At 60.9% G+C, this 21,004-nt stretch carries 16 protein-coding genes; 5 read left to right on the top strand and 11 right to left on the bottom strand.

Annotated elements, in window-relative coordinates:
• Positions 1–155: 155 nt before the first annotated feature.
• Both ABD937_RS15310 and ABD937_RS15315 read left to right on the top strand, forming a co-directional pair.
• On the top strand, positions 156–347 hold the full coding sequence (locus ABD937_RS15310) for a hypothetical protein (protein ID WP_345256633.1): 192 nt from the start codon (positions 156–158) through the stop codon (positions 345–347).
• A 79-nt stretch (positions 348–426) separates the two neighbouring features.
• On the top strand, positions 427–594 hold the full coding sequence (locus ABD937_RS15315) for a DUF6728 family protein (protein ID WP_345256634.1): 168 nt from the start codon (positions 427–429) through the stop codon (positions 592–594).
• 597 nt (positions 595–1,191) lie between these two features.
• Here the strand turns inward: ABD937_RS15315 and lpxB are convergent.
• The 3 genes from lpxB to surE all read right to left on the bottom strand — a co-directional run bounded on the left by lpxB (position 1,192) and on the right by surE (position 3,505).
• Entirely contained in the window at positions 1,192–2,301 is a 1,110-nt protein-coding gene (lpxB, locus tag ABD937_RS15320) for a lipid-A-disaccharide synthase (protein ID WP_345256635.1), read from the bottom strand.
• Positions 2,302–2,430: 129 nt separating this feature from the next.
• The gene (locus ABD937_RS15325) at positions 2,431–2,745 is read right to left on the bottom strand and encodes a hypothetical protein (protein WP_345256636.1); all 315 of its coding nucleotides are present in this window, start codon (positions 2,743–2,745) and stop codon (positions 2,431–2,433) included.
• Positions 2,717–3,505, bottom strand: coding sequence for a 5'/3'-nucleotidase SurE (surE, locus tag ABD937_RS15330; RefSeq protein WP_345256637.1), 789 nt, complete (start codon positions 3,503–3,505; stop codon positions 2,717–2,719). The genes ABD937_RS15325 and surE overlap by 29 nt, the downstream gene beginning before the upstream one ends.
• Positions 3,506–3,767: 262 nt before the next feature.
• Here surE and ABD937_RS15335 point away from each other — a divergent pair, with 262 nt between their 5' ends.
• Both ABD937_RS15335 and ABD937_RS15340 read left to right on the top strand, forming a co-directional pair.
• A complete protein-coding gene (locus tag ABD937_RS15335) occupies positions 3,768–4,517 on the top strand; it encodes an XRE family transcriptional regulator (RefSeq protein WP_345256638.1) in 750 nt (249 codons plus the stop codon).
• Positions 4,518–4,734: 217 nt separating this feature from the next.
• Positions 4,735–7,218, top strand: coding sequence for a DUF5916 domain-containing protein (locus ABD937_RS15340; protein ID WP_345256639.1), 2,484 nt, complete (start codon positions 4,735–4,737; stop codon positions 7,216–7,218).
• 279 nt (positions 7,219–7,497) lie between these two features.
• On the opposite strand, the gene pdeM is transcribed toward ABD937_RS15340, so the two are convergent.
• The gene (pdeM, locus tag ABD937_RS15345) at positions 7,498–8,151 is read right to left on the bottom strand and encodes a ligase-associated DNA damage response endonuclease PdeM (protein WP_345256640.1); all 654 of its coding nucleotides are present in this window, start codon (positions 8,149–8,151) and stop codon (positions 7,498–7,500) included.
• Between the two features lie 75 nt (positions 8,152–8,226).
• On the opposite strand from pdeM, the gene ABD937_RS15350 reads away from it, so the two are divergent.
• Entirely contained in the window at positions 8,227–9,036 is an 810-nt protein-coding gene (locus ABD937_RS15350; protein ID WP_345256641.1) for an alpha/beta hydrolase, read from the top strand.
• Between the two features lie 69 nt (positions 9,037–9,105).
• Here ABD937_RS15350 and ABD937_RS15355 read toward each other — a convergent pair whose 3' ends face one another.
• The 7 genes from ABD937_RS15355 to guaA all read right to left on the bottom strand — a co-directional run bounded on the left by ABD937_RS15355 (position 9,106) and on the right by guaA (position 20,723).
• A complete protein-coding gene (locus tag ABD937_RS15355) occupies positions 9,106–11,718 on the bottom strand; it encodes a ligase-associated DNA damage response DEXH box helicase (protein ID WP_345256642.1) in 2,613 nt (870 codons plus the stop codon).
• Positions 11,715–13,088 carry a c-type cytochrome gene (locus ABD937_RS15360; protein WP_345256643.1) on the bottom strand — a complete coding sequence of 458 codons (1,374 nt, stop codon included), beginning with the start codon at positions 13,086–13,088 and terminating at the stop codon, positions 11,715–11,717. Before ABD937_RS15360 ends, ABD937_RS15355 begins: the two co-directional genes overlap by 4 nt.
• Positions 13,089–13,206: 118 nt before the next feature.
• Entirely contained in the window at positions 13,207–14,457 is a 1,251-nt protein-coding gene (locus ABD937_RS15365; protein WP_345256644.1) for an MFS transporter, read from the bottom strand.
• A 71-nt stretch (positions 14,458–14,528) separates the two neighbouring features.
• Positions 14,529–16,226 carry an ATP-dependent DNA ligase gene (locus ABD937_RS15370; protein WP_345256645.1) on the bottom strand — a complete coding sequence of 566 codons (1,698 nt, stop codon included), beginning with the start codon at positions 16,224–16,226 and terminating at the stop codon, positions 14,529–14,531.
• On the bottom strand, positions 16,223–17,263 hold the full coding sequence (locus ABD937_RS15375; RefSeq protein WP_345256646.1) for a ligase-associated DNA damage response exonuclease: 1,041 nt from the start codon (positions 17,261–17,263) through the stop codon (positions 16,223–16,225). Before ABD937_RS15375 ends, ABD937_RS15370 begins: the two co-directional genes overlap by 4 nt.
• Before the next feature lie 564 nt (positions 17,264–17,827).
• Positions 17,828–18,997, bottom strand: coding sequence for an ABC transporter substrate-binding protein (locus ABD937_RS15380; RefSeq protein ID WP_345256647.1), 1,170 nt, complete (start codon positions 18,995–18,997; stop codon positions 17,828–17,830).
• A 193-nt stretch (positions 18,998–19,190) separates the two neighbouring features.
• Positions 19,191–20,723 (bottom strand): glutamine-hydrolyzing GMP synthase, encoded by a 1,533-nt coding sequence (gene guaA, locus ABD937_RS15385; RefSeq protein ID WP_345256648.1) that lies wholly within the window; start codon positions 20,721–20,723, stop codon positions 19,191–19,193.
• Between the last annotated feature and the right edge of the window lie 281 nt (positions 20,724–21,004).

Raw genomic sequence — 21,004 nt, forward strand, 5'->3', positions numbered from 1 at the left:
CGATTGGCTTTTTCCTGCGTTGCCCGGGAATTCGGGGGCGCCGTCGTTTCGGGACGCCATTCCGACTAAAAAATTTCTTAAAGCCTTGCTCATCCATAGCTCCTCCCTTAACTTGTGACCCGATCCTGAGTCCAATTTTTATCGGAGGAATTGCTATGAAAACACGGTTTACCCAATGGCCCGTTTCGGAGCCCCTGACACATCATCCGGCTGCCGAGCCGAAGAAAAAATCGGCCCTGAAGCGCCGCAAGCTGGAACGCACGTATCCGCCTTCGCCGTCGCCCGACAGCAATAATTTGCGGGGCAGGAACGATGCCGGTGGCCTGCGTTATACCCCTGCTCCCTGACGCGGCAGCCAACCATTTCCCTGCCCGCTTGTTTGCGCCTTGCCGACCTTTGTGTCGCCACTAAAATTTGTGCTTCGTTATGGGTGTATGGAAACAGATCGCCGAATACCTCTATCTCCGAAAGCCTGACCCGGGTCGTCCGAAGACGCAGTGGGTGCGCTATATGCACGGCATCAACCGCATCAGCATCCTGATGTTCCTGCTCTGCCTGGTGATCCTGGCCGTGAAGCTGATCGTGCGGCGGTGAGGTCGGGAATCGGGAATCGGGAATCGGCAATCGGCAATCGTGAATAGGGCATCGTCCTATTGCGTGCCATAAACCGTGAGCGCGCCATTCACTATTGCTTCATCCTACATGGTCATAGGAGGCTCCTGTTGCTGATAACCTTTGGCGATGAGTGCATTCCGGGCGTCTGCGCCAACTGCTTCGCAACGGGCGGCGGAATCGCTGTGCCGTCATAGAATGCTTCCCGTAGGGATGCGCATTCGGGATCCCGGCATGAAATGCCCGGGAAGGGCATAGACAAAAACGCCTAAGCACCCCGTAGGGGTGCTCGCTAAAGGGATAAAGGACCGGTCGAAAAGGCAAGCGACGTAACGCACCTTCCAATGTCTGATAAAAACGGGCACCTTTTTTTACGTTTGATCATCCCTCTGGCGCTATCTTTTTTGGTAGCGCGCATCCCACCGGGATGCATTCGTTGCTATAGGTGTAAACGGGAAAATCCTTATGCTGTTCGAGAGGCCTTCTTTGAGACCTGCGTCCTTCACCTCTGACGCCTCGCGGGTCAGCTTCGAAACGCCCGCCGTCTTGACAACACAAAGATCCATTCCAAATTCCCGATCACCGCTTCACGACCTCCAGCACGGCCTCCGCGGCTTTCGCCGATGCGTTGCCGCCCTGCTGCAGCAGTTGCTTCAGCTCATAATAGTCATTCTTCACCTGCGCGCGGCGCGCCTCGTTGTGGAGCAGCGCTTCCAGCTCACGCACCACGTTGGGCGGCGTGCATTCGCCCTGAATGAGCTCCGTGACCACCGGCTTGTCCATGATCAGGTTTACGAGCGAGATGTACTTGATCTTCACCAGGCGCTTCGCGATCTGGTACGAAATGCTGGAGCCTTTGTAGCACACCACCTGCGGCACGCCGAAGAGGGCGGTCTCGAGCGTAGCGGTGCCGGAGGTCACGAGGGCAGCGGTGGATTGTGCCAGCAGCGCATATGTGTCGTTCTTGACCGACAGCACGCCCGGATGATCGCGCAGCAGCTCCTCGTAAAAGGCATCGTCGAGGGCGGTGGCACGCGCCACCACGAACTGGTAGCCGGGAAAGGATTTTGCGGCAGCCAGCATCACCGGGAGCTTGATGGCCACCTCCTGGCGGCGGCTGCCGGGCAGGAGCGCGATCACCGGCTTCAGGTACTCGGCCTCGGGCCGGAAGCCGGCCAGGAATTCCTGCACCACCTGCATCAGCGGGTGCCCCACGAATTCGACTTGGTACTCCCAGCGATCGCGGTACCAGTGCTCCTCGAAGGGCAGGATCACGAGCATCTTGTCGACCACCTGGCGGATCTTCTTCACGCGGCTCTCTTTCCAGGCCCATACCTGCGGGGAGATGTAGTACACGACCTTGATGCCCTGTGCCTTCGCCCACTCGGCCACGCGCAGGTTGAAGCCGGGGTAGTCGATCAGCACGAGCACGTCGGGCTTGAAGGCCGCAATATCTTCCTTGCAGAATTTAAGGTTATTGAGGATCGTGCGCAGGTTGCGCAGCACTTCGATGAAGCCCATGAACGCGAGGTAGCGGTAGTGCTTCACGAGTGTGACGCCCGCGCCTTCCATAAGGTCGCCGCCCCAGCCGCGGAGCACCGCACCGGGGTCGCGGCGGCGCAGCTCCTTCACCAGGTTGCTGCCGTGCAGGTCCCCGGATGCTTCCCCTGCGATGAGGTAGTACTTCATAGGCGCAAGATAATGTGCTAATGTGCTAATTAGTTAATGTGCTAATAGGGATCAAACTCCCGTCCAAGTTCTTTGGACGGTTTCAGACGCGGGCGCATTAGCACATCAGCACATTAACCCATTACCACATTAAATCAGCGCTTTCACGAGCAGCACGCCGATGCCGACGACCACGGTCACGATGAAGAGCCCGCGGGCGGTGAGGTGCCGGTCGGTGTTGGTGTAGTAGGTGAACAGCGCGATGTTGCCGAGCGTACACCACACACCGACGAAGGTGATGATGCTGCGCTCCTTGAAGAGCGCGGCGATGAACTCGCCGAGGTCCATGAAGTCGAACCGGATCTTGTAGATGATCAAAAAGATCAGGAGTGGCGCGAGGATGCCCAGGACCACGCCAAGGCGCCAGTCGTCGCGCTTAAGAAAAAATGTTCCAGCTGTTTTCAAGTTGCTCTTTTTGTTTGTAATGGGTGAGGTCGAACTGCACCGGCACCACGCTCACATAGTTGTTGGCCAGCGCCCATACGTCGGTATCGGTGCCTTCGTCGAAATTAACGAACTCGCCCGTGAGCCAGTAATACTTGCGGCCGTGCGGGTCGTTGCGCTCGAGGAAATCTTCCTCGTACTTGGCATAGGCCTGCCGGCACACCTTGATGCCCTTGATGTCCTCAGGCTTGCCGATCGGGATGTTCACGTTCAGCACCGTGTGCTTGTCGGGGGGCGCGGCCAGCAGCTGCTGCACGAGGATACGCGCGTACTTGCGCGCGGCGCTGAAGTCGGCCTCGAGGCTGTAGTCGAGCAGCGAGAAGCCGATGGCCGGGATGCTTTCGATAGCGGCTTCCACGGCCGCCGACATCGTGCCCGAATAGATCACGTTGATGCTGTGGTTGGCGCCGTGGTTGACGCCCGAGATGCAGATGTCGGGCTTCTGGTGCAGCACCTTGTCCACCGCCAGCTTCACGCAGTCGACCGGCGTGCCCGTGCACTGGTACGCTTCGATATCGGGTCCGAAATACTGCACCTTGTGGAGGCGCAGGGGCAGGCCGATGGTGATGGCATGGCCCATGCCCGATTGCGGCTTGTCGGGCGCTACCACCACCACCTTGCCGAGGTCCTTGATCGCTTCTACGAGGTTCTGTATGCCGGGGGCGGTGACGCCGTCGTCGTTCGTAACCAGGATCACCGGGGTCTTTTTCTCTTGGGTCATTCGTTTGTTGCTTTCGTGCGCCGAAATTCCTGCATTTTTCATGCCTTGCAAAGAAGAGTTGAAAAAGGAGCGGCCGCCCCGCCGCAGGCCGGTTGCCCTTAATAACGCTTTCGCCCCGGAAATCGTATGTGCGGCACCGGTTCCCTGCGCGGCGCGGTGGAAAGAGCCCATCGGGACCGGCGCGGAAATTCGGCGTGGAGCCCGGCAAAAAAATTTGTGGTTCTAAATTAATTAGTATTTTGCGGCTAAATAAGTTAGTTGCATGGGCCTCTCCAACAAGAACCTGAAATACCTGCGTAAGCTGCGCGGCTGGACACAGGAAGAATTCGCCAACAAACTTCACATCAAGCGCTCCCTGTTGGGCGCCTATGAAGAGGAGCGCGCCGATCCCCGCATCGACGTACTCGAGGTGGTGGCCGACCTGTTCAAGCTGTCGCTCGACGAACTCCTGCGCAAGGACCTCAGCGAAAGCAAGGGTACCTACATCTCCCGCCGCCGTGCCCAGAAGCTGTCCGCCGGCCGTGCCGACATTGCCTTCGTTCCGGTGAAAGCCGCCGCCGGCTACCTCGCCGGCTACTCCGACCCCGAGTTCATCGATGAGCTCAACACCTTTACCCTCCCCATGCTCGCCGGCGGCGACTACCGCGCCTTCGAGATCGTGGGCGACTCCATGATGCCGACGCCCACCGGCTCGGTGATCGTAGGGGAGAAGGTGGAGAGCCTCGACGACGTCAAGACCAACCAGACCTACATCGTGGTGTCCAAGACCGAAGGCATCGTCTACAAGCGGATGGCGAAGAACAACCGCTCCAAGAACAAGTACACGCTCATTTCCGATAACCCGGCCTACCAGCCCTATACCGTGTCCGCCGAAGACATCGTGGAGGTGTGGCAGGCGCAGATGATCATCTCCCGCGCCAACCAGCAACAGCGTTGGGACGTGAATCAGATCGCCTCCCTCGTCACCAACCTGCAGCAGCAGGTGAGCGTGCTGAAGAAGAAGATCAACTAAACGGAAGTCCTGCGGAGGTTTACCGGATCATCCCGGAAACACGAGCAGACAGCTTTCGGAGTTTTCTCCTCACGCCTGACGCATCACGCCTCACGCCCCCGGCGTCGGGGCTTTTTTATGCCGGTGACTAGGGTTGCTGCAGCCCCGGACCCTTTCCGGAGGCCCCGTTTGGGCCGAAGCCCCTATATTTACCGACCAAACCTGACGCCGCGCCTGCATGCTGAGGAGCCTTCTTTTACTGCTGATCTGTATCCCGCTGAACCTGCTGGCCCAACAGCGTACCTTGTCGGCTACCCGCACGGCGCACCCGCCCCGCATCGACGGCGACCTCTCCGATACCGTGTGGGCCTCCGCGGCCGTAGCTACCGATTTCATCCAGAACTTCCCCGTATTCGGAAAGCAGTCGGAGCGCCGGAGCATCGTCCGCATCCTGTACGACGATGCCGCGCTCTATGTGTCGGCCTATCTCTACGACAATCCCAAATTGGTGCGCCGCCAGCTGACGCCCCGCGACGGGGAGAGCCGCCAGGACGTGGATTATTTCTCCGTCTTTTTCGACACCTACCGCGACCACCAGAACGGCTTCCAGTTTGGCGTTACCTCGGCCAACGTGCAGACTGATGCCCGCCTCGGGGGAGCCTCCTCGGACGGCGACAAGACCTGGGATGCTGTGTGGCAGAGCGCGACGGCGATGCGGCCCGACGGCTGGACCGTAGAAATGCGGATCCCCTACATCTCGCTCCGCTTTACCGCTAAGGACGCGCAGTCGTGGGGGCTCCAGTTCCTGCGCTTTACCCGCCGCGACAACAGCAACGACTACTGGAATCCTGTCAACCCGAGCGTCAACGGCTTCGTAAACCAGTTCGGGCTGCTCGAAGGCCTGCAGGCCATCCGGTCGCCGCTGCGCCTTTCGCTTTCACCCTACGTGTCGGGCGGCGTGCGCTTCAACCCGGAAGGCAGTGCCCGGCGCACCGAGGTGCTGCGCAGCGGGGGCATGGACGTCAAGTGGGGCGTCAACAAGAGCTTTACCCTCGATGCTACGCTGATCCCCGACTTCGGACAGGTGATCTCCGATAATATCGTCAACAACCTGACGCCCTACGAGATCCGCTTCCAGGAGAACCGCCCCTTTTTCACCGAGGGTACCGAGCTGTTCAACAAGTCCGGGATCTTTTACTCGCGCCGCATCGGCGCCCTGCCCTCGGGCTATAGCCGCGTAAACAATACCTACCGCGATGCATCGGCCTGGGAGATCGTCCGCAACCCTTCCGTGACGCAACTCTATAACGCCATCAAGTTCTCGGGCCGCACCGACCGCAAGCTGGGCATCGGCGTCTTCAATGCCGTGACGGCGCCCATGGAGGCGCGGGTGCGCAACCTGGCTACGAAGGAGGAACTGCGTGTCGAGACGGAGCCGCTTACCAACTACAACCTTTTCGTGCTCGACCAGGCTTTTTCGCAGCGCTCCTCGGTGACCTTCACCAACGCCTCGGTGGTTCGGGCCGGCGCTGCCCGCGACGCCAACACGAGCGCGCTCGACTGGTCGCTGTTCAACCGCTCCAACACCTATGCCCTGAGCGGCTCGCTGCGCAGCAGCCACATCTTCAGCTACACCTACTGGACGCCCGCGTACTACACCAATACCGACACCATCACCCGCAACGGGCAGCGTTACCTGAAGCCTTACGACGGCTTTGCCGCGCGGCTGCGCCTCGGCAAGGTAAGCGGCCGCTGGCGCTGGTTCGGGCAGGTCAACCTCGAGTCGGACAAGTACGACCCCAACGACCTGGGCTACCTGCAGGCGCCCAACGAGGTCAATTACAGCGCTGGCGTGCACTTCACCGAGTTTACGCCCACGAAGCGGTTCATTACGTATAACTACGGGCTGAACCTGTACCACAGCAACCTGTATAAGCCTTATGCGTTTTCTTCCTTCGAAGCGGTGGCCAGCGGCTACCTGGTGTTCCATAACTTCTGGGACATCGGCCTTACCCTCGGCGCCGTTCCGGGTGTGCAGACCGACTTCTTCGAGCTGCGCAACATGAACTACCGCCTGCGCCGGCCGGCCTTCTATTACGGCAATATCAACGGATCCTCCGACAGCCGGCGCAAGCTGTTCGTCAGCTTCGGCTTCGGCTATGAGCACAGCACGCTGGCCGAAAGCCCGTATTACGAGGTCCGCAACGGCATCCGCTACCGCTTCTCCAACCGCTTTCTCCTCAGCCTCGACGTGTCGCGCCAGCACGACAAGCTCCAGATCGGCTCGGCCTACCAGTCCGATCCCGGCATCGTGGGCTACCGCGACTATAAGGACCTGACGTCGGTGCTGTCGGGGATCTACAACTTCACGCCGCGGATGAACCTGACGCTGCGCGCCCGCCACTACTGGAGCCAGGTGCACTACCTCAACTTCTTCAAAGTAAACGCACGCGGCGACCTCGGCCCCATCGCCTTCATCCCGGGGCAGGATCAGAACTTCAACATCTTCAACCTCGACGCCTTTTACACCTGGGATTTCCGCCCGGGCAGCCGCATCATCCTCGGCTGGAAGAACTCGCTCAGTGCCACCACCGCCATCGACGGCATCAAGTACCGCGATTACGGCCGCAACCTCACGCGCACCTTCGAGCTGCCTCATGCCAACGAGTTCACGCTACGGGTCATCTATTTTCTGGATTACAACCAGCTGCGGAGGAAGTGATTTCGGATCTCAGATCTCAGATTTCAGATTTCGGCTGACGCACGACGGTGGGAGCTCGGAGCCTGGATTTCAAATCTCCTATTCCGGGAAGGTCGAACCGGTGAGCTTCGGTCGTCCCTACCTGCACCCAGACATAGAATTATTGCATTTTCGGGCCCTCGCGTGTATCAGCGCCAGGTAGGGTCGGTACCTATAAGAAAAGTCGCTTCCGGAGCGACCCTTACCAATAAACCAATAAACCAATAGACTAATAGACCAATAGACAGCCGCGCAGCGGCTTCACGACCGCACCTGGATAACGCTTTGCTCCACTACGGCAAACACGGCGTCGCCCTTGCCGGGCTGCACGTTGGCGAGGCCGGTGAATTTGCCGAAGGCCGGCAGGATGCAGTATTCCGCACCGAAATAAAAGCAGGGAAAGCGCAGCGATTGCCGGCCGAGGCCATGCAGTACCACACCGGGATGCAGGTGACCACAGAAAGTGTATACACCGGCAGGGGCGTCGGCCGGGTCGTGCGCGAAGCAGAAAGGCCCCACCCGGAGCGGCTCTTCCTCCACTTCGATCCCGGCATCCCGGTACCACTGGTCGGGCAGGATGTCGTGGTTGCCGCGTACGAGGGTGATGCGCTGGTCGGGGAGGTCGTCGCGCCAGCGGCGGAAGAGGTCGTGCTCGCGGTTGTCGCGGCTGTGAAAGAAATCGCCCACCACCACCAGTTGCTTAGGTTTGAAGTGCCCCAGCAGGTGCAGCAGGCGCTGCATGTCTTCCTTCATCACCGCCGCCGGCACCGGGATGCCGGCTTTGCGGAAATGCCCCGACTTGCCGAGGTGAAGGTCGGAAAGCAGCAGGATGCCGGTCTCTTCCCAAAAGAGCGCGCGCTGCGCCGAGAGCCAGAGGCGCTGACCAAGATGTGTGTGAAGGAGGGGCGGCTGCATGAGCGGTGCAAAGGTAGGCTGGCGCCGCCCGCGCCGATGGTTCTTTACCCTATCTTCCCGGAATAATCAACCCTGATGAGGGCCCATTGCCGACCGATCTCCCTGCTTGTTGCTATCTGCTTCCTTTCTGGATCCGGCTATGCGCAGCACACGGTCACGGAAACCTTTACGTCAAAGCTCGTCGGCGACTCCTTCCGCCTACACATCACCGCGCCGCGCGCCACCGACAGCCTTTGGGGCACCGTGTACTACCTCGATGCCGGCATCCGCTCCGGTGCGGCCCTCCGTAGCCTGCTGCCATCGCTCGGCACCGCCTGGACGCGCCACGTGCTCTTTGTCGGCATCGCCCATACCGGCGACTTCCACGTGCTGCGCCGCCGCGACTTTATCCCGCCCGGCTTTGCCGAGCGGGATGCGCCGAAGCATTCGCCCGACTTCGGACAGGCGCACCGCTTTCATGCCTTCCTCGCGAAGGAGCTGTTGCCTTATATCGGGAAACGTTATCGCGTGCGGTCGCGGCGGACGCTGATCGGGCATTCGTTCGGCGGCCTGTTTGCCCTGTATGCCCTCTTCCGGCCGGAGCGGCTCTTCGATCAATACATAGCAATGGGACCATCGATCTGGGCCAACCATTGGGACCTGCTGCGTTACGAGGCACAGGCAGCGACCGCAAAGGAAGGATTTCGGAATTACCTCTACTTCAGCGCCGGCAGCCTGGAGGCATTCAACCTGGTATTGCAGGGCACGCGCCGCCTGCAAAGCTTGCTGCGGCAACGGAGCTACCCGGGGCTGCAATGGCGGTATGAAGAGCACGCCGGCAAAGGCCATAACGACGCCGTGTTGCCCGCCTTGCGCACCTACTTCAGGCAGCGGCCCTGGCCATAGATCTTTCAGAGGAAAAACAGGCAGCTCGCTGCAACGGCCGCCTTGTGTAACTGCATTGAAACCTACAAACTACGAACCTCCCCGCTCGAGTTGCTCCTGCATCCGCCGTACGCGGTCCGCAAGCTTCTCGGAGGTCAGCGTCTCGCGCATGCTGTCGACCTTGATCGGGAAGCAGAACGGCGTAAGGCGCTCCGGGAAGGTGAGTACGATCTTCGAGCGCTGCACCCGCTCCAGCATGCTGCGGAGGCGCTGCTCCTCCATCTGCTGGTCGAACACTTCCTGGAAGGCTTGCCGTAGTAATACGTTTCCGGGCTCGTACTCATTGAAGACGTTGAAGAGCAGGCCGGCCGAAGACTGCAGGTGCCTTGCCTTTTTGCGCTCGCCGGGCATGCCCTGGAAGATGAGTCCGCCAATGACGGCAATGTCGCGGAACTTACGGCGGGCCATCTCCGTAGCATTCACGCTGTGCTGGATATCGGCGATCAGGTTGGCTGGCGAAAAGAGCTCGTATACGTTGCTGTCATCCACCGGCACGGGCTGATCGCTCAGGAGCTCGAAGCCGTAATCGTTCATGGCGATGGAGAAAGTGATGGGCAGTAGCTTCGAGATGCGGTAGGCGAGGAGGGCCGCCGTGGCCTCGTGCACGAGCCGTCCTTCGAAGGGATACACGAACAGGTGAAAGCCGTCGCGTGTTTCGATCTGCTCGATGAGAAGCTCGCCCGCGGCCGGCACATGCGAAAGCTGCGCCTGTAGCCGCAGCAGGGGCGACAGCGCTTTGATCTCTTCTGCCTTTTTCTTCGTTTTGCCAGCTACATCGCCTGCCAGCTCCACCTGCTCGCGGAGCACGGCGCCCAGACTGGCGGAGAGCGGCAAGCGCCCACCCTGCCAGCTCGGAACGATGGCTTTCTTCGCCTTTGATTTTTTCACGACTACCGTCATGTCCTTGATGCTCACGAGCTCCAGCTGGTGGCCGGCAAGCGTGAACGAATCGCCCGGCTCGAGTCGCGAGATAAAGCCCTCTTCGATCATGCCGATGTATCCACCCCCCATGAACTTGACCTTGAGCATCGCATCGCTTACGATGGTGCCGATGTGCATCCGGTGCCGCATGGCGATGCGCCGCCCGATGATCTTGTACACGCCGTCTTCGATCACCACCTTGTGGTATTCATCGTACTGCTGCAGCGCGGTGCCGCCGGCAGTGATGAAGTGAAGCAGCTCGCGGAAGTCGTCTTCCGTAAGCTCCCGGTAGCAATGCGTGTTCTTCACTTCCGCAAACACGTCTTCCGGCACGAACCCGTCCGACACGGCCAGCGTACAGAGGTATTGCACCAGCACGTCGTAGCAGAGTACCAGCGGCTCGCGGCTCTCGATGAGCCCGCGGTTGATGGCTTCCTTGAGGGCCGCGGCTTCCATCAGCTCGAGCGAGTGCGTGGGCAGGAAGTAGATGCGGCTCACGGCGTCGGGGCGGTGGCCGCTGCGGCCCGCGCGCTGCAGGAAGCGGGCGACGCCTTTGGGAGAACCCACCTGGATCACCGTTTCCACCGGCCGGAAGTCGACGCCGAGGTCGAGCGAGGCGGTGCAGACGACGGCTTTGAGCTTTCCTTCGTGCAGGGCGTCCTCCACCCAGTTGCGCAGCTCCATGTCGATGGAGCCGTGGTGCAGGGCGATGGCCCCGGCGAGCTCAGGGGCGATGCGGAGCAGGGTATGGTACCACTGCTCGCTCATGCCGCGGGTGTTGATGAAGATGAGCGTGGTGCGGCTCCCATTGATGATGGGCAGCACCTTCTCCGCCAGCTTCAGGCCAAGGTGTCCCGCCCAGGGATACTTCTCGATCTCGTCGGGCAGGATCGAAGACACTTCCAGCTCCTTGTGGATCTTTGCCCGTATAATTACGGGTTTCGCTCCGCCCTGCGCCACCACCGGCGCCAGCAACACATCCATGGCCTGATCGAGGTTGCCGATGGTTGCGGAGATACCCCAGACCGAAAGGGAGGGTTTTGAAGGGTTTTGAGCGGTTTTGGCCTTCGACAGGCTCAGGCTGACAACGGGCCCCTTGTCACCCTGAGCTTGTCGAAGGGGACTTTTGACTTTTGACTTTTGACTTAGCTCGGAAAGCGCGACCAGCCGGCTCATCGCCAGCTCGATTTGCACACCGCGCTTCGACCCCATCAGCTCATGCCACTCGTCGATGGCTACGAGCTCGAGGTATTTAAATACTTCCGGGTACTGCTTCTGCGCGAGCAACAGGTGCAGGCTCTCGGGCGTGATGAGCAGCACCTCGGGCATGTGCCGCTTCTGTTTGGCGCGGTCGGAGAGCGAGGTGTCGCCGTTGCGCACACCGATCTTCCATTGCAGCCCCAGCTCGGTCACCACTTCCTCCATGGCGCGGGCGATGTCCTTGGCCAGCGCGCGGAGCGGCGTTACCCAGAGCAGGCGCAGGCCGTTGCCGCTGCGCTCCCGGTAGTCGTTCGGGTGCTCGTTGATGAAGCGGATGACGGCGCCGAGAAATACGGAGTAGGTCTTGCCCGATCCGGTGGGCGCATTCACAAGGCCGCTACGCCCGTCGAGGATATGGCTCCAGGCTTCTTCCTGGTACGGAAAAGGGCGAAAGTCCTTTGCGGCCAGCCACTCCTGCACGATGCGGTAGCCGGGGCTTTCCTGCAAGCGGGTGGAACTCATAGCGTCTTCAGGTATTCGAGCACGGCGCGGCGCTGCGCGTCGGTCAGGTGATCGCCGAAGGTATGGCCGCCGTTGCCGTAGCCCGGCAGGTCGGTATTGTAGATCTCTGGCTTGCCGCCTTTCTCTTCGATTTTGTATACCCATCCAGGGCTCTCGTAGTTATACTGGGGCCGCTTGAAGTTGCGCGACCAGTAGCGCGGGCGCGCCTTGCTGTTCAGCACGCCCTCCAGCGTAGGCACGGATGCGTTGTGCAGGTACGGCGCCGTTACCCAGATACCGTCGAGGGGAGGAGCGATGTATCCTGCAAAGGGCTCGAGGCGCGCGGGGTGATCGCCCTGCGTGAACCAGCTCTGGTTGAACCAGCCCACGAACTGCGGCGTGGAATAGTTGCTCGCATACAGCAGCGAGTCGGTGCCGATGATCGATCCCGGGATCAGCAGGTTGGGATAAGATCCTTTGCCGTCGTAGGTGCCGTGGCAGCCGCTGCAGTTCTGCTGGAAGATGGCCTTGCCTTTTGCCGCCAGCGGCTTGTCGATCGCCTTCGGGTATTTCGGTGCCTGCAGCGAATAGATGTAGGCGAGCAGGTCGGGCATATGCGTGTCTACCTGGCGCGACTCGGCCGTGTCGCCGGTAGTGAGCAGGTTGGAGGCCATCAAGAAGCGCCCGAAGTCGCCGCGGCCGAAGCCGTTGTAGAACATGGCGTTCTTTTTCTTCAGCAGCCACCACGGTGGCGTATCGGTGGGCACCACCGCGTGGTTCTTCTCGAGCTGCGCGGAGTCGTTCCATTTGAAGGTCACGGGGTCGCGGTGGGCCACGAGCAGGGCGGCAAGGTGGTCGGCGAGGTTCACGCCCCGCACGTCGGCAATGAGCTGCGGGGAGATGGCCTTCGTGACCGTAAGGAAGGTGGCCGAGGCCTCGTATTGTTTCGGTGAGGTTTTTTTGATCCAGTTCTCCAGCATGGCGATGCGCTGCGGGGTCATGCCGCGCGCGTTGGTGAAGTCGATGCCGGCGTTACCGAGTCCCATCACGAGCTTGCCGTCGAAGGGCATCGCATGGCACTGCAGGCAGTTGGGTGCCACGATCACTTCGCCGTTGCTGGCCGTCAACGCGGTGAAGTCATAGGGCATGTTGGCGTTGAGACCGGTGCGGGTCAGCAGCGACGAGTCGTAATTGAGATAACCCATCCGGAACACGTTCAGCGGCAGCCCGCTGCGCACGTAGTCGCCATTGACGAGGTAATCAAAGCCCTTGCGCGCGTCGCCGGTGCGTTGCTTGCTGGGCGGAATGGGTACCGGCTTGTCTTCGGTGCCGAAAAAGCGGAAGGCGAGCAGGGTGCTGCAGAGAACGGAAAATAACAGGATCTTTTTCATGGGAACTGTCTCCCGTGAAATTACGAAACGGCCGGGTGGGAGGCTGTTAAAATCAACCCTGGTTTAGGTCGAAAGTCAAAGTCAGAATTCAAAAAGGCTGTTTGTGAATGGATGCTCCTCAAAGGTGGGAGGACGGTTCAACGTGCAAGCTTTTTGACTTTTGAGTTTTGACTTTTGAATTCAGGAGCGCAATGAGCACTGCAGAAGCCAGCGTCACCCCGGCCACCAGCAGGATCGCGGGTTCTGTTCCGAAAGCGTCGGCTACGGTGCCGGTGAGGATGGCGCCGAGCGCATAGCCCATGTCGCGGCAAAAGCGGAAAGTGCCGATGGCGCGGGCCCGGCGCGTGGGGGCGGTGCTTTCGTCGATGGCCGCAAGGAAGTTGGGATACACGAGCGCTTTGCCGATGCCGAGCGCCACGGAGAGTCCTACGAACACGGCCCGCTCTTCCACAAAGGGCAGTGCCGCTAATGTGGCGGCCTGGAGCGTCATCCCGGCAAAGAGCAGGTGTTTCTTCGGAAGCAGGTCGCCGAGGCGGCCGGTGAACAGCTGCCCGATGCCCCAGCAGGCGGGGTATAGGGCGATGATGGCGCCGGCCTCCGCGATCGTGAAACCCTTCGCGGCCAGCACCAGCGGGTAAAGGCCCCACAGCATGCCGTCGTTCATATTGTTGACCGTGCCTGCCTGCGTGATAACGGGCACAGGGCTGCGGGCGGCAGGCCGCTCCCCGAAGCTGTCGGCAGGCTGCGCCGCCTCGGCGACCCGGAGGTGCCGGGTGTCTTTGGTGAAGAATAGGCTGAGCAACAGGCCGAGCAACGAAAAGAGCACCCCGGCATAGAAGGGGTAGGGGCGCAGGCCATAGGTGCCCGCGATCCAGGATACGAGGAGGGTCACCATGCCCACGGCGAAGTATCCGGCGAACTCGTTGACACCCATCGCCAGGCCGCGCTCGCGCCCGCTGGCGAGGTCGAGCTTCATCACCTGCGTGCTCGACCAGCAGGCGCCCTGCTTGATGCCGAGGAGGATATTGCCGGCGATGATCCAGTTCCAGTGATCGGCATACATCAGGATCCAGGGCACCGGCAGGGCAAAGAGCCAGCCGGCCACGAGGAGGCGCTTGCGGCCCCAGCGGTCGGAGAGGCGGCCGGTAACGAGGTTGCTGAGGGCCTTGGAAATGCCGAAGGCCACGATAAAGGAGAACATGGCCGTCTTCGAGGTGAGGCCGAACACCGACTGCGCGAGCTGCGGGATGAGCGGGCGCTCCATGCCCACCATCGAGCCGATGAAGGCGGTGATGAGCACGAGCAGCAGGAACTGCGCGCGGTGCTGTCGGATGCCGGTGCGAAGGGCGATCGGATTGGGATGGTTCATGGTGTCGGGTGCAAGGTTACGGGATTGCCGATGGGCAAGAGGCCCATGGCTGAAGCCGTGGGCTGGCGGGTTCACCGCTCCCCTCCCTCCCGGGGAGGGGCCGGGGGTGGGGTCCCATACACCTCGAGCAGCTGCTTCAACTCCTCGAGCGTATTGATCTCATCGGCCTTTTTATCCTGCCGCCAGCGGCTGATGCGCGGGAAGCGCAGGGCCACGCCAGATTTGTGGCGGTTGCTCGCGGCGATGCCTTCGAAGGCGATCTCGAAAACGAGCTCCGGCTTCACGGTACGCACGGGACCGAACTTCTCGAGCGAGTTGCGCTTCACAAACGCATCCACCTGCGCGAACTCCTTATCGGTGAGCCCCGAGTAGGCTTTGGTAAAGGGCACGAGCTTGTCGCCGTCGCGCACGGCAAAGGTGTAGTCGGTATAGAGGTTGGAGCGGCGGCCGGCGCCTTTCTGTGCGTAGATCATCACGGCGTCGATGGTGAGCGGGTCGATCTTCCACTTCCACCAGTCGCCGCGCTTTCGGCCCACCTGGTAGGTCGACGCCTTGCGTTTCAGCATGAAGCCTTCGGCACCTTTTTCGCGCGAGCCTTTTCTCAATTCGGCGAGCTCGGTCCAGCTACCGAACGCCACGGCTTCGGACAACAGCAGGATGGGGTGCTTCGCCGCGCGCACCACTTCCTCCAGTTTTGCCCGGCGCTCCGAAAGCGGGCGCGTGCGCCAGTCTTCGCCTGCCCACTCCAGCAGGTCATAGGCAAAGAAGGCGATGGGTGCTTCCTGCAGCTGCTTCTTCGTCACGTTCTTTCGCCCGATGCGGGTTTGCAACAACGCAAACGGTAAGGGCGCGCCGTCCACGCTCGGGATGATCTCGCCATCGAGCACCACCCCGTCGGGCAATTGGTCGAGCAGGGCTCCGTACTCCGGGAACTTTTCGGTCATGAGCTCTTCACCACGGCTCCAGACGAACAATTCGTTATTGCGTTTGATCAGCTGCCCGCGGATGCCGTCCCACTTCCACTCGGCCTGCCACTCCGAAGGAGCGCCGAGCCCTTCGAGCTCCGGCTCTTCGATGGCGTAGGCGAGGTAGAAGGGATAGGGCTTGGAGTAGTCAGTGGCTTGGGCCTCTTCACTCAGGAGGTCGGAGAACGTGATGGTGGACGGGTCCCAGTTGCCGGAGATGCGGTGCGCGATCACCGAGGGCTCGGCCTTCACGGTCTTGGCAAGCGCGTTCACCATCAGCTTCTGCGACACGCCGATGCGGAAGCCGCCGGTAATGAGCTTGTTGAACACGAAGCGCTCCGCGAAGCCCATCTCCTGCCACGACTCGAGGATGAAGTATTTGCGGGCCTCCTCGCTCTGCCTGCCGAGGTGCATCAGCTGCTCGATGTAATAATGCAGCGGCTCGGCTTTTGCTACCTCCTGAGGGTTCTCGGGCAGCAGCAGCGCGATGGTCTCGGCCAGGTCGCCGACGGTGCCGTATGATTCCTCAAACAGCCAGAAGGGCAGGTCGATGAGCTCCACGGCCCAGGTGGCCAGCTGCGTGGAGTTTACCACGCGCTTCGGGCGGCGTCCGCTGAAGATGGCTATCATCCACACCTTGTCTTTGTCGTCGGCACCGTGGAAATACTGTACGAGGGCGTCGAGCTTCACGTTCGTCTTCGTGCTGGAGCCGATGCGGAGCACGAGCTCGGCGAAGGCCCGGAAGCCCTTCATAGTTTCGGCCGGTGCGGGCAGCGGATCGTTGGGCGTGACTTCTGTTGTCATGATGCCTCCTCGTTCGTTTGTGGTGGTTCTTCTTCGGTGGGCGTGGGGCCGGCGTCCTCGTCGCTGCCGTACTCGGTGATGACTTCGCGCGCGTCGATACCTTTTTCGGTGAGGTAGCGGCTGAAGGCGGCCTGGAAGCCGTGCGTGGCATATACGTGCTCGGCGCCGGTGGCGGTACAGGCTTCGATGAGTCCCTTCCAGTCGGCATGGTCGGAGAGGGCGAATCCGGCATCGGCATTCTTGCGGCGGGTATTGCCACGCACCTGCATCCAGCCGCTGCAGATGCCGATGGCGGCGGGCGCGAAGCGGCGGATCCAGGAGGTGCCCTCGGCGCTCCCGGGCGCGATCACCACGGCGCCCTTGAGGTGCTCTTTGGGTGTATCGGGCGTCACGCGCTCCACGGGCGGCAGCTTGTGCCCGGCGTTCACCAGGGCCATGTGCATGTTGTAGACCGCGCCGTGCACCAGGATGCGCTCGCTCACCTCGCTCAGCGGCTGCAGCAGGCGCTGGGCCTTGCCGAGGCTGTAGGCGATGAAGATGGAGGATTTACCGAGCGCCTTGTTTTTCGCGATCCATTCCTGCATCGAGCGGTAGATTTCGGCCTGTGGCTTCCAGTTATAGATCGGGAGGCCGAAGGTGCTTTCGGTTACGAAGTGGTGGCATTTCACCGGCTCGAAGGCGCCGGAGATGCCGTCGTTCTCGGTCTTGTAGTCGCCGCTCAGCACCCATACCTCGCCCTCGTATTCAACGCGGATCTGCGCAGAGCCGATGATGTGGCCGGCCGGGTGAAAGGAGACGCGCACCCCGTTGATGTACGTGGTTTCGCCATAGGCCGTACCCTGGAATTGGTGCGGCCCCAGCCGCGCCTGCATGATCGGGATGGAATCGTGGTGGGCGAGGTAGTACTTCGAGCCGGGGCGTGAATGGTCGCTGTGGGCATGGGTGATGAGGGCCCGCTCCACGGGGCGCCACGGATCGATGTAAAAGCCGCCTGCGCGGCAATACAGTCCTTTCTCCGAAAATTCGATCAGGGGCATAGGGTTCAGCCGCTAAAAGAAGCGTGCCATAACCTCAAACAGCTGAGCCGGACGGAGGTTCAGAAGAGGAGAACACGGATGGGACGGATGCCGCGGATGTATGCGGATCGATCCGTTCCTTTCTGTCTTAAAAACCGAAGACCCTGATTGCGCCGTCGCCGTCATTGCGAGCGCAGCGAAGCAATCTCCAGCGTTACGCGGAGTGTTCCAAAATGCGAGCGCAGATTTATTGTTTCCGAACGGGCAGCGGGCTTCTGGTTTTACCTCACGCGTAACGCCGGCGATTGTCCCGAAGCTTCGGGACGTCGGTCCCTTGCCTGCGGCAGGGACGCTCCTCGCAATGACGCCCGGCTTCGATCATTCCGCCCGGTGGAAGAGTATAGGGCGAAGCCGGTGATCGCGTGTCCTTTGCGTGCCCCGCGTCTTGGCGTTTCCGCGTGAAACCCGCGTCGATCTTTCGGAAATGGAAGGCCGCCTGCGGCCGTCCTCGCTGTTATGAAAAAGTCCTGCCGTCAGGCAGGACCTATGTACCATTCCATTTGTCATCCTGGGCCTGTCGAAGGATCAAGGCAGCACTGTGCGCACGCCGTTCTGCACCCGCACGAAATACAGATGCTTGTTCTCGAAATAGTCGAGCGTGGGTTGCGCCCGGTCGAGGAACACGGGCTGGATGTTGAAGGGCGTAAACACCGCGTTGCCTTTGCGCGACAGGTTGGGCGCCATATCGCCCGCCGTGTCGAGCAGCAGCAGGGCGAAGCGCAGGGTAGACTCGTAGCCGCGGTAGTACAGGTCGGTGGGACGTCCGTTCTGACGGGCGCTGAACGTTCTGCCGAGCTGCGTGGCCAGCGGTGTCGGCTTCGCGTAGTAGAAGGGCGTCGTGTACAGGATGTCCATACCGCGGTACTCGGTGCTGCGGAAATTGAACGCGTCCCAGGTGGGCATGCCCGCGATCTGGATGCGGTAGGAGGAGCCCGCCGTGCGCAGGGCGCCCGCTACATGCGATGCAAAGTCCTCGTCGAGCGAGCCTACGAGGCAGACGTTGCGCTTCGTGGAATCGAGCATCGCCACCACGGCTTCGTCTTCGGTTTCGTCGGTCACCGTTTGCACCTGGATCTTCAGCGGGGCGCCGGTGGTTACCTTGGCGTAGTCGTCGAGGTAGTCGCGCACCTGGGCTTCCTGGGTGCCGCTGCGGGTAAACAGGATGACCCGGTCGGCGGCGGCCGTGCGCTGGTAGTATTTATACAGGGCCTCCACGTGCGTGCGGAGGGTGGAGTTGAGCACCACGTAGTAAGGGTTGTTGGTCACGCCGGCGTCGTTGGGCAGGGTAGCCGAAACGAAGGGCACCTTGCGGCGCTGCGCCTCTTCGGCCAGCAGGCGCGTTTCTGCCGCGTTCGCAGAAGCGATGATGAGGCCCACCTCCTTCAGGTCGCTGTTGCCGCGGAGCTCGCCGGAAAGCGGCTTGCGGGCCGAGCGGGAGTCGATCACGAATACGTCGAGCGGGGCGCCGGCCCTGTTGAGCGAGTCGAGGGCAGCCTGCGCGCCCAGGTAGAACTCGAGGCCCGGGTTGAGGTATTTGGGAAACTGCGTGTTGAATCGGTAGTTGTTCGAGGCGTCAAAGGCCGAGTCGAGGTAGAGCGGCGCCACCAGCGCGATCTTATGGCGCTTCGGTGCCTGTGCGCCGGCGGTGCCGGCAACTGCCAGGAAAGCACAGAGGATAAATAGGATTTTCTTCATACGGACAAAGGGTGTTTTTAGGTTTATTCGTCTATTGGTCTATTTGTTTATTGGTAAGGGTCGTTCCAGGAGCTACTTTTTTTCTGAACTGAATCACCTCGCTCTTTAAAATACTCAACCGCACCTGAAGTAGTAACCGGCAAATGACGCTCTTACCAATTTACCAATAAACAAATAGACCAATAAACATTCCCTACTCCCACTCGATCGTGGCGGGCGGCTTCGAGGAGATATCGTACACCACGCGGTTGATGCCCCGCACGGAGTTGATGATCTCGTTGGAGACGTACCCCAGGAACTCGTAGGGAAGGTGGGCCCAGTCGGCCGTCATGCCATCCACGGAGGTCACGGCGCGAAGGGCCACCGTAAACTCGTAGGTACGCTCGTCGCCCATGACGCCCACGCTCTTCACCGGCAATAAGATGGCGCCGGCCTGCCATACCGTTGCGTAGAGGTTGTGTTTCTTCAGGGCTTTAACATAGATGTCGTCGGCCGCCTGAAGGAGTTGCACCTTTTCTTCCGTGATCTCGCCAAGGATGCGGATCGCCAGTCCGGGCCCGGGGAAAGGATGGCGGTCGATGAGGTTGTCGGGAATGCCGAGCTCACGGCCCACGCGGCGCACCTCGTCCTTGAAGAGGTAGCGCAGCGGCTCCACGAGCTCCAGGTGCATCGTGTCGGGGAGGCCGCCCACGTTGTGGTGGCTTTTGATGGTGACGGAGGGACCATGTACCGACACGCTCTCGATGACGTCGGGGTAGATGGTGCCCTGGCCGAGCATCGACACGTTCTCGATACGGTGCGCTTCTTCCTGGAAGATATCGATAAAGAGGCCGCCGATGACCTTGCGCTTCTGCTCGGGGTCGCTCTTGCCGGCGAGCGCGTCGTAGAAGCGCTGCTTCGCGTCGATGCCCGTTACGTTGAGGCCGATGGTGGCGTAGGTGTCGAGTACGCTCTGGAACTCATCCTTGCGCAGCACGCCGTTATCGACGAAGATGCCGTGGAGGTTGGGGCCGATGGCGCGGTGGATGAGCGTGGCGGCCACGGTGGAGTCCACGCCGCCGGAGAGAGCCATCACCACCTGGCGGTCGCCGATCTTCTCTTTCAGCGCGGCCACGGTGTCGGTCACGAAGTGGGCCGGCGTCCAGTTCTGGCTGCAGCCGCAGATGTCGACGAGGAAGTTCTTCAGGATCTTCTTGCCCTCGATGGAGTGGTACACCTCGGGGTGAAACTGCAGGCCGTAAAGCGGCTGCGTAGTGCCGTCGGCCTTGAAGGCGGCCACCGGGATGGAGTCGGTGGTCGCCAGCACATGGAAGCCGTCGGGGAGGCGCTGGATGGAGTCGCCGTGGCTCATCCACACCTGCGAGGTAGCCGAAAGACCGCCGAGGATCGGGTCTTGCTGCCCGATGTGGAGGGTGGCGCGGCCGTACTCCCGCTTCGAGGAGCGCTCCACGGAGCCGCCGAAGACCTTGGCCGTGAGTTGGGCGCCGTAGCAGATGCCGAGTACCGGCGTTTGCCCGGCCAGGTCGCGCACCGCCACTTCGGGGGCGTTGTCGTCGTTCACCGAAAAGGGCGATCCCGACAGGATCACGCCTTTGACCGAGGGGTCGGCGGGGAGGGGCTTGTTGAAGGGGAGGATTTCGCAGTAGACGTTGGCTTCCCGCACGGCGCGGGCGATGAGTTGCGTGTATTGTGAGCCAAAGTCGAGGATCAGGATCTTTTCCGTCATGGCGGCCCGAAGGTACGGGAGATGGGATTTAGGATTTCAGATTTCGGATTTCAGATTTGTGACTGGGTGTTGAGCGAGTGGCTGCTCGATCGATACAGGTAAGGCGATAAAAGGAAAGAAGGTTTTTTTACCGCTAAGAAAAGAAGGGGCTAAGGTATTCGCTAAGAAGGGATTGTTTACTTGCAGTAGTTAAGAGTTGATCTGACACTTGGGTATTTTTAAGTAACCACACTTTCAAACCCCAAAATGTCAGATCATGAACTCTGAGACAAAAGTAATCA

Origin of the sequence: Flaviaestuariibacter amylovorans, assembly GCF_039541815.1 — a bacterium.
In the GTDB taxonomy this organism is placed as follows: Bacteria; Bacteroidota; Bacteroidia; order Chitinophagales; family Chitinophagaceae; genus Flavisolibacter; species Flavisolibacter amylovorans.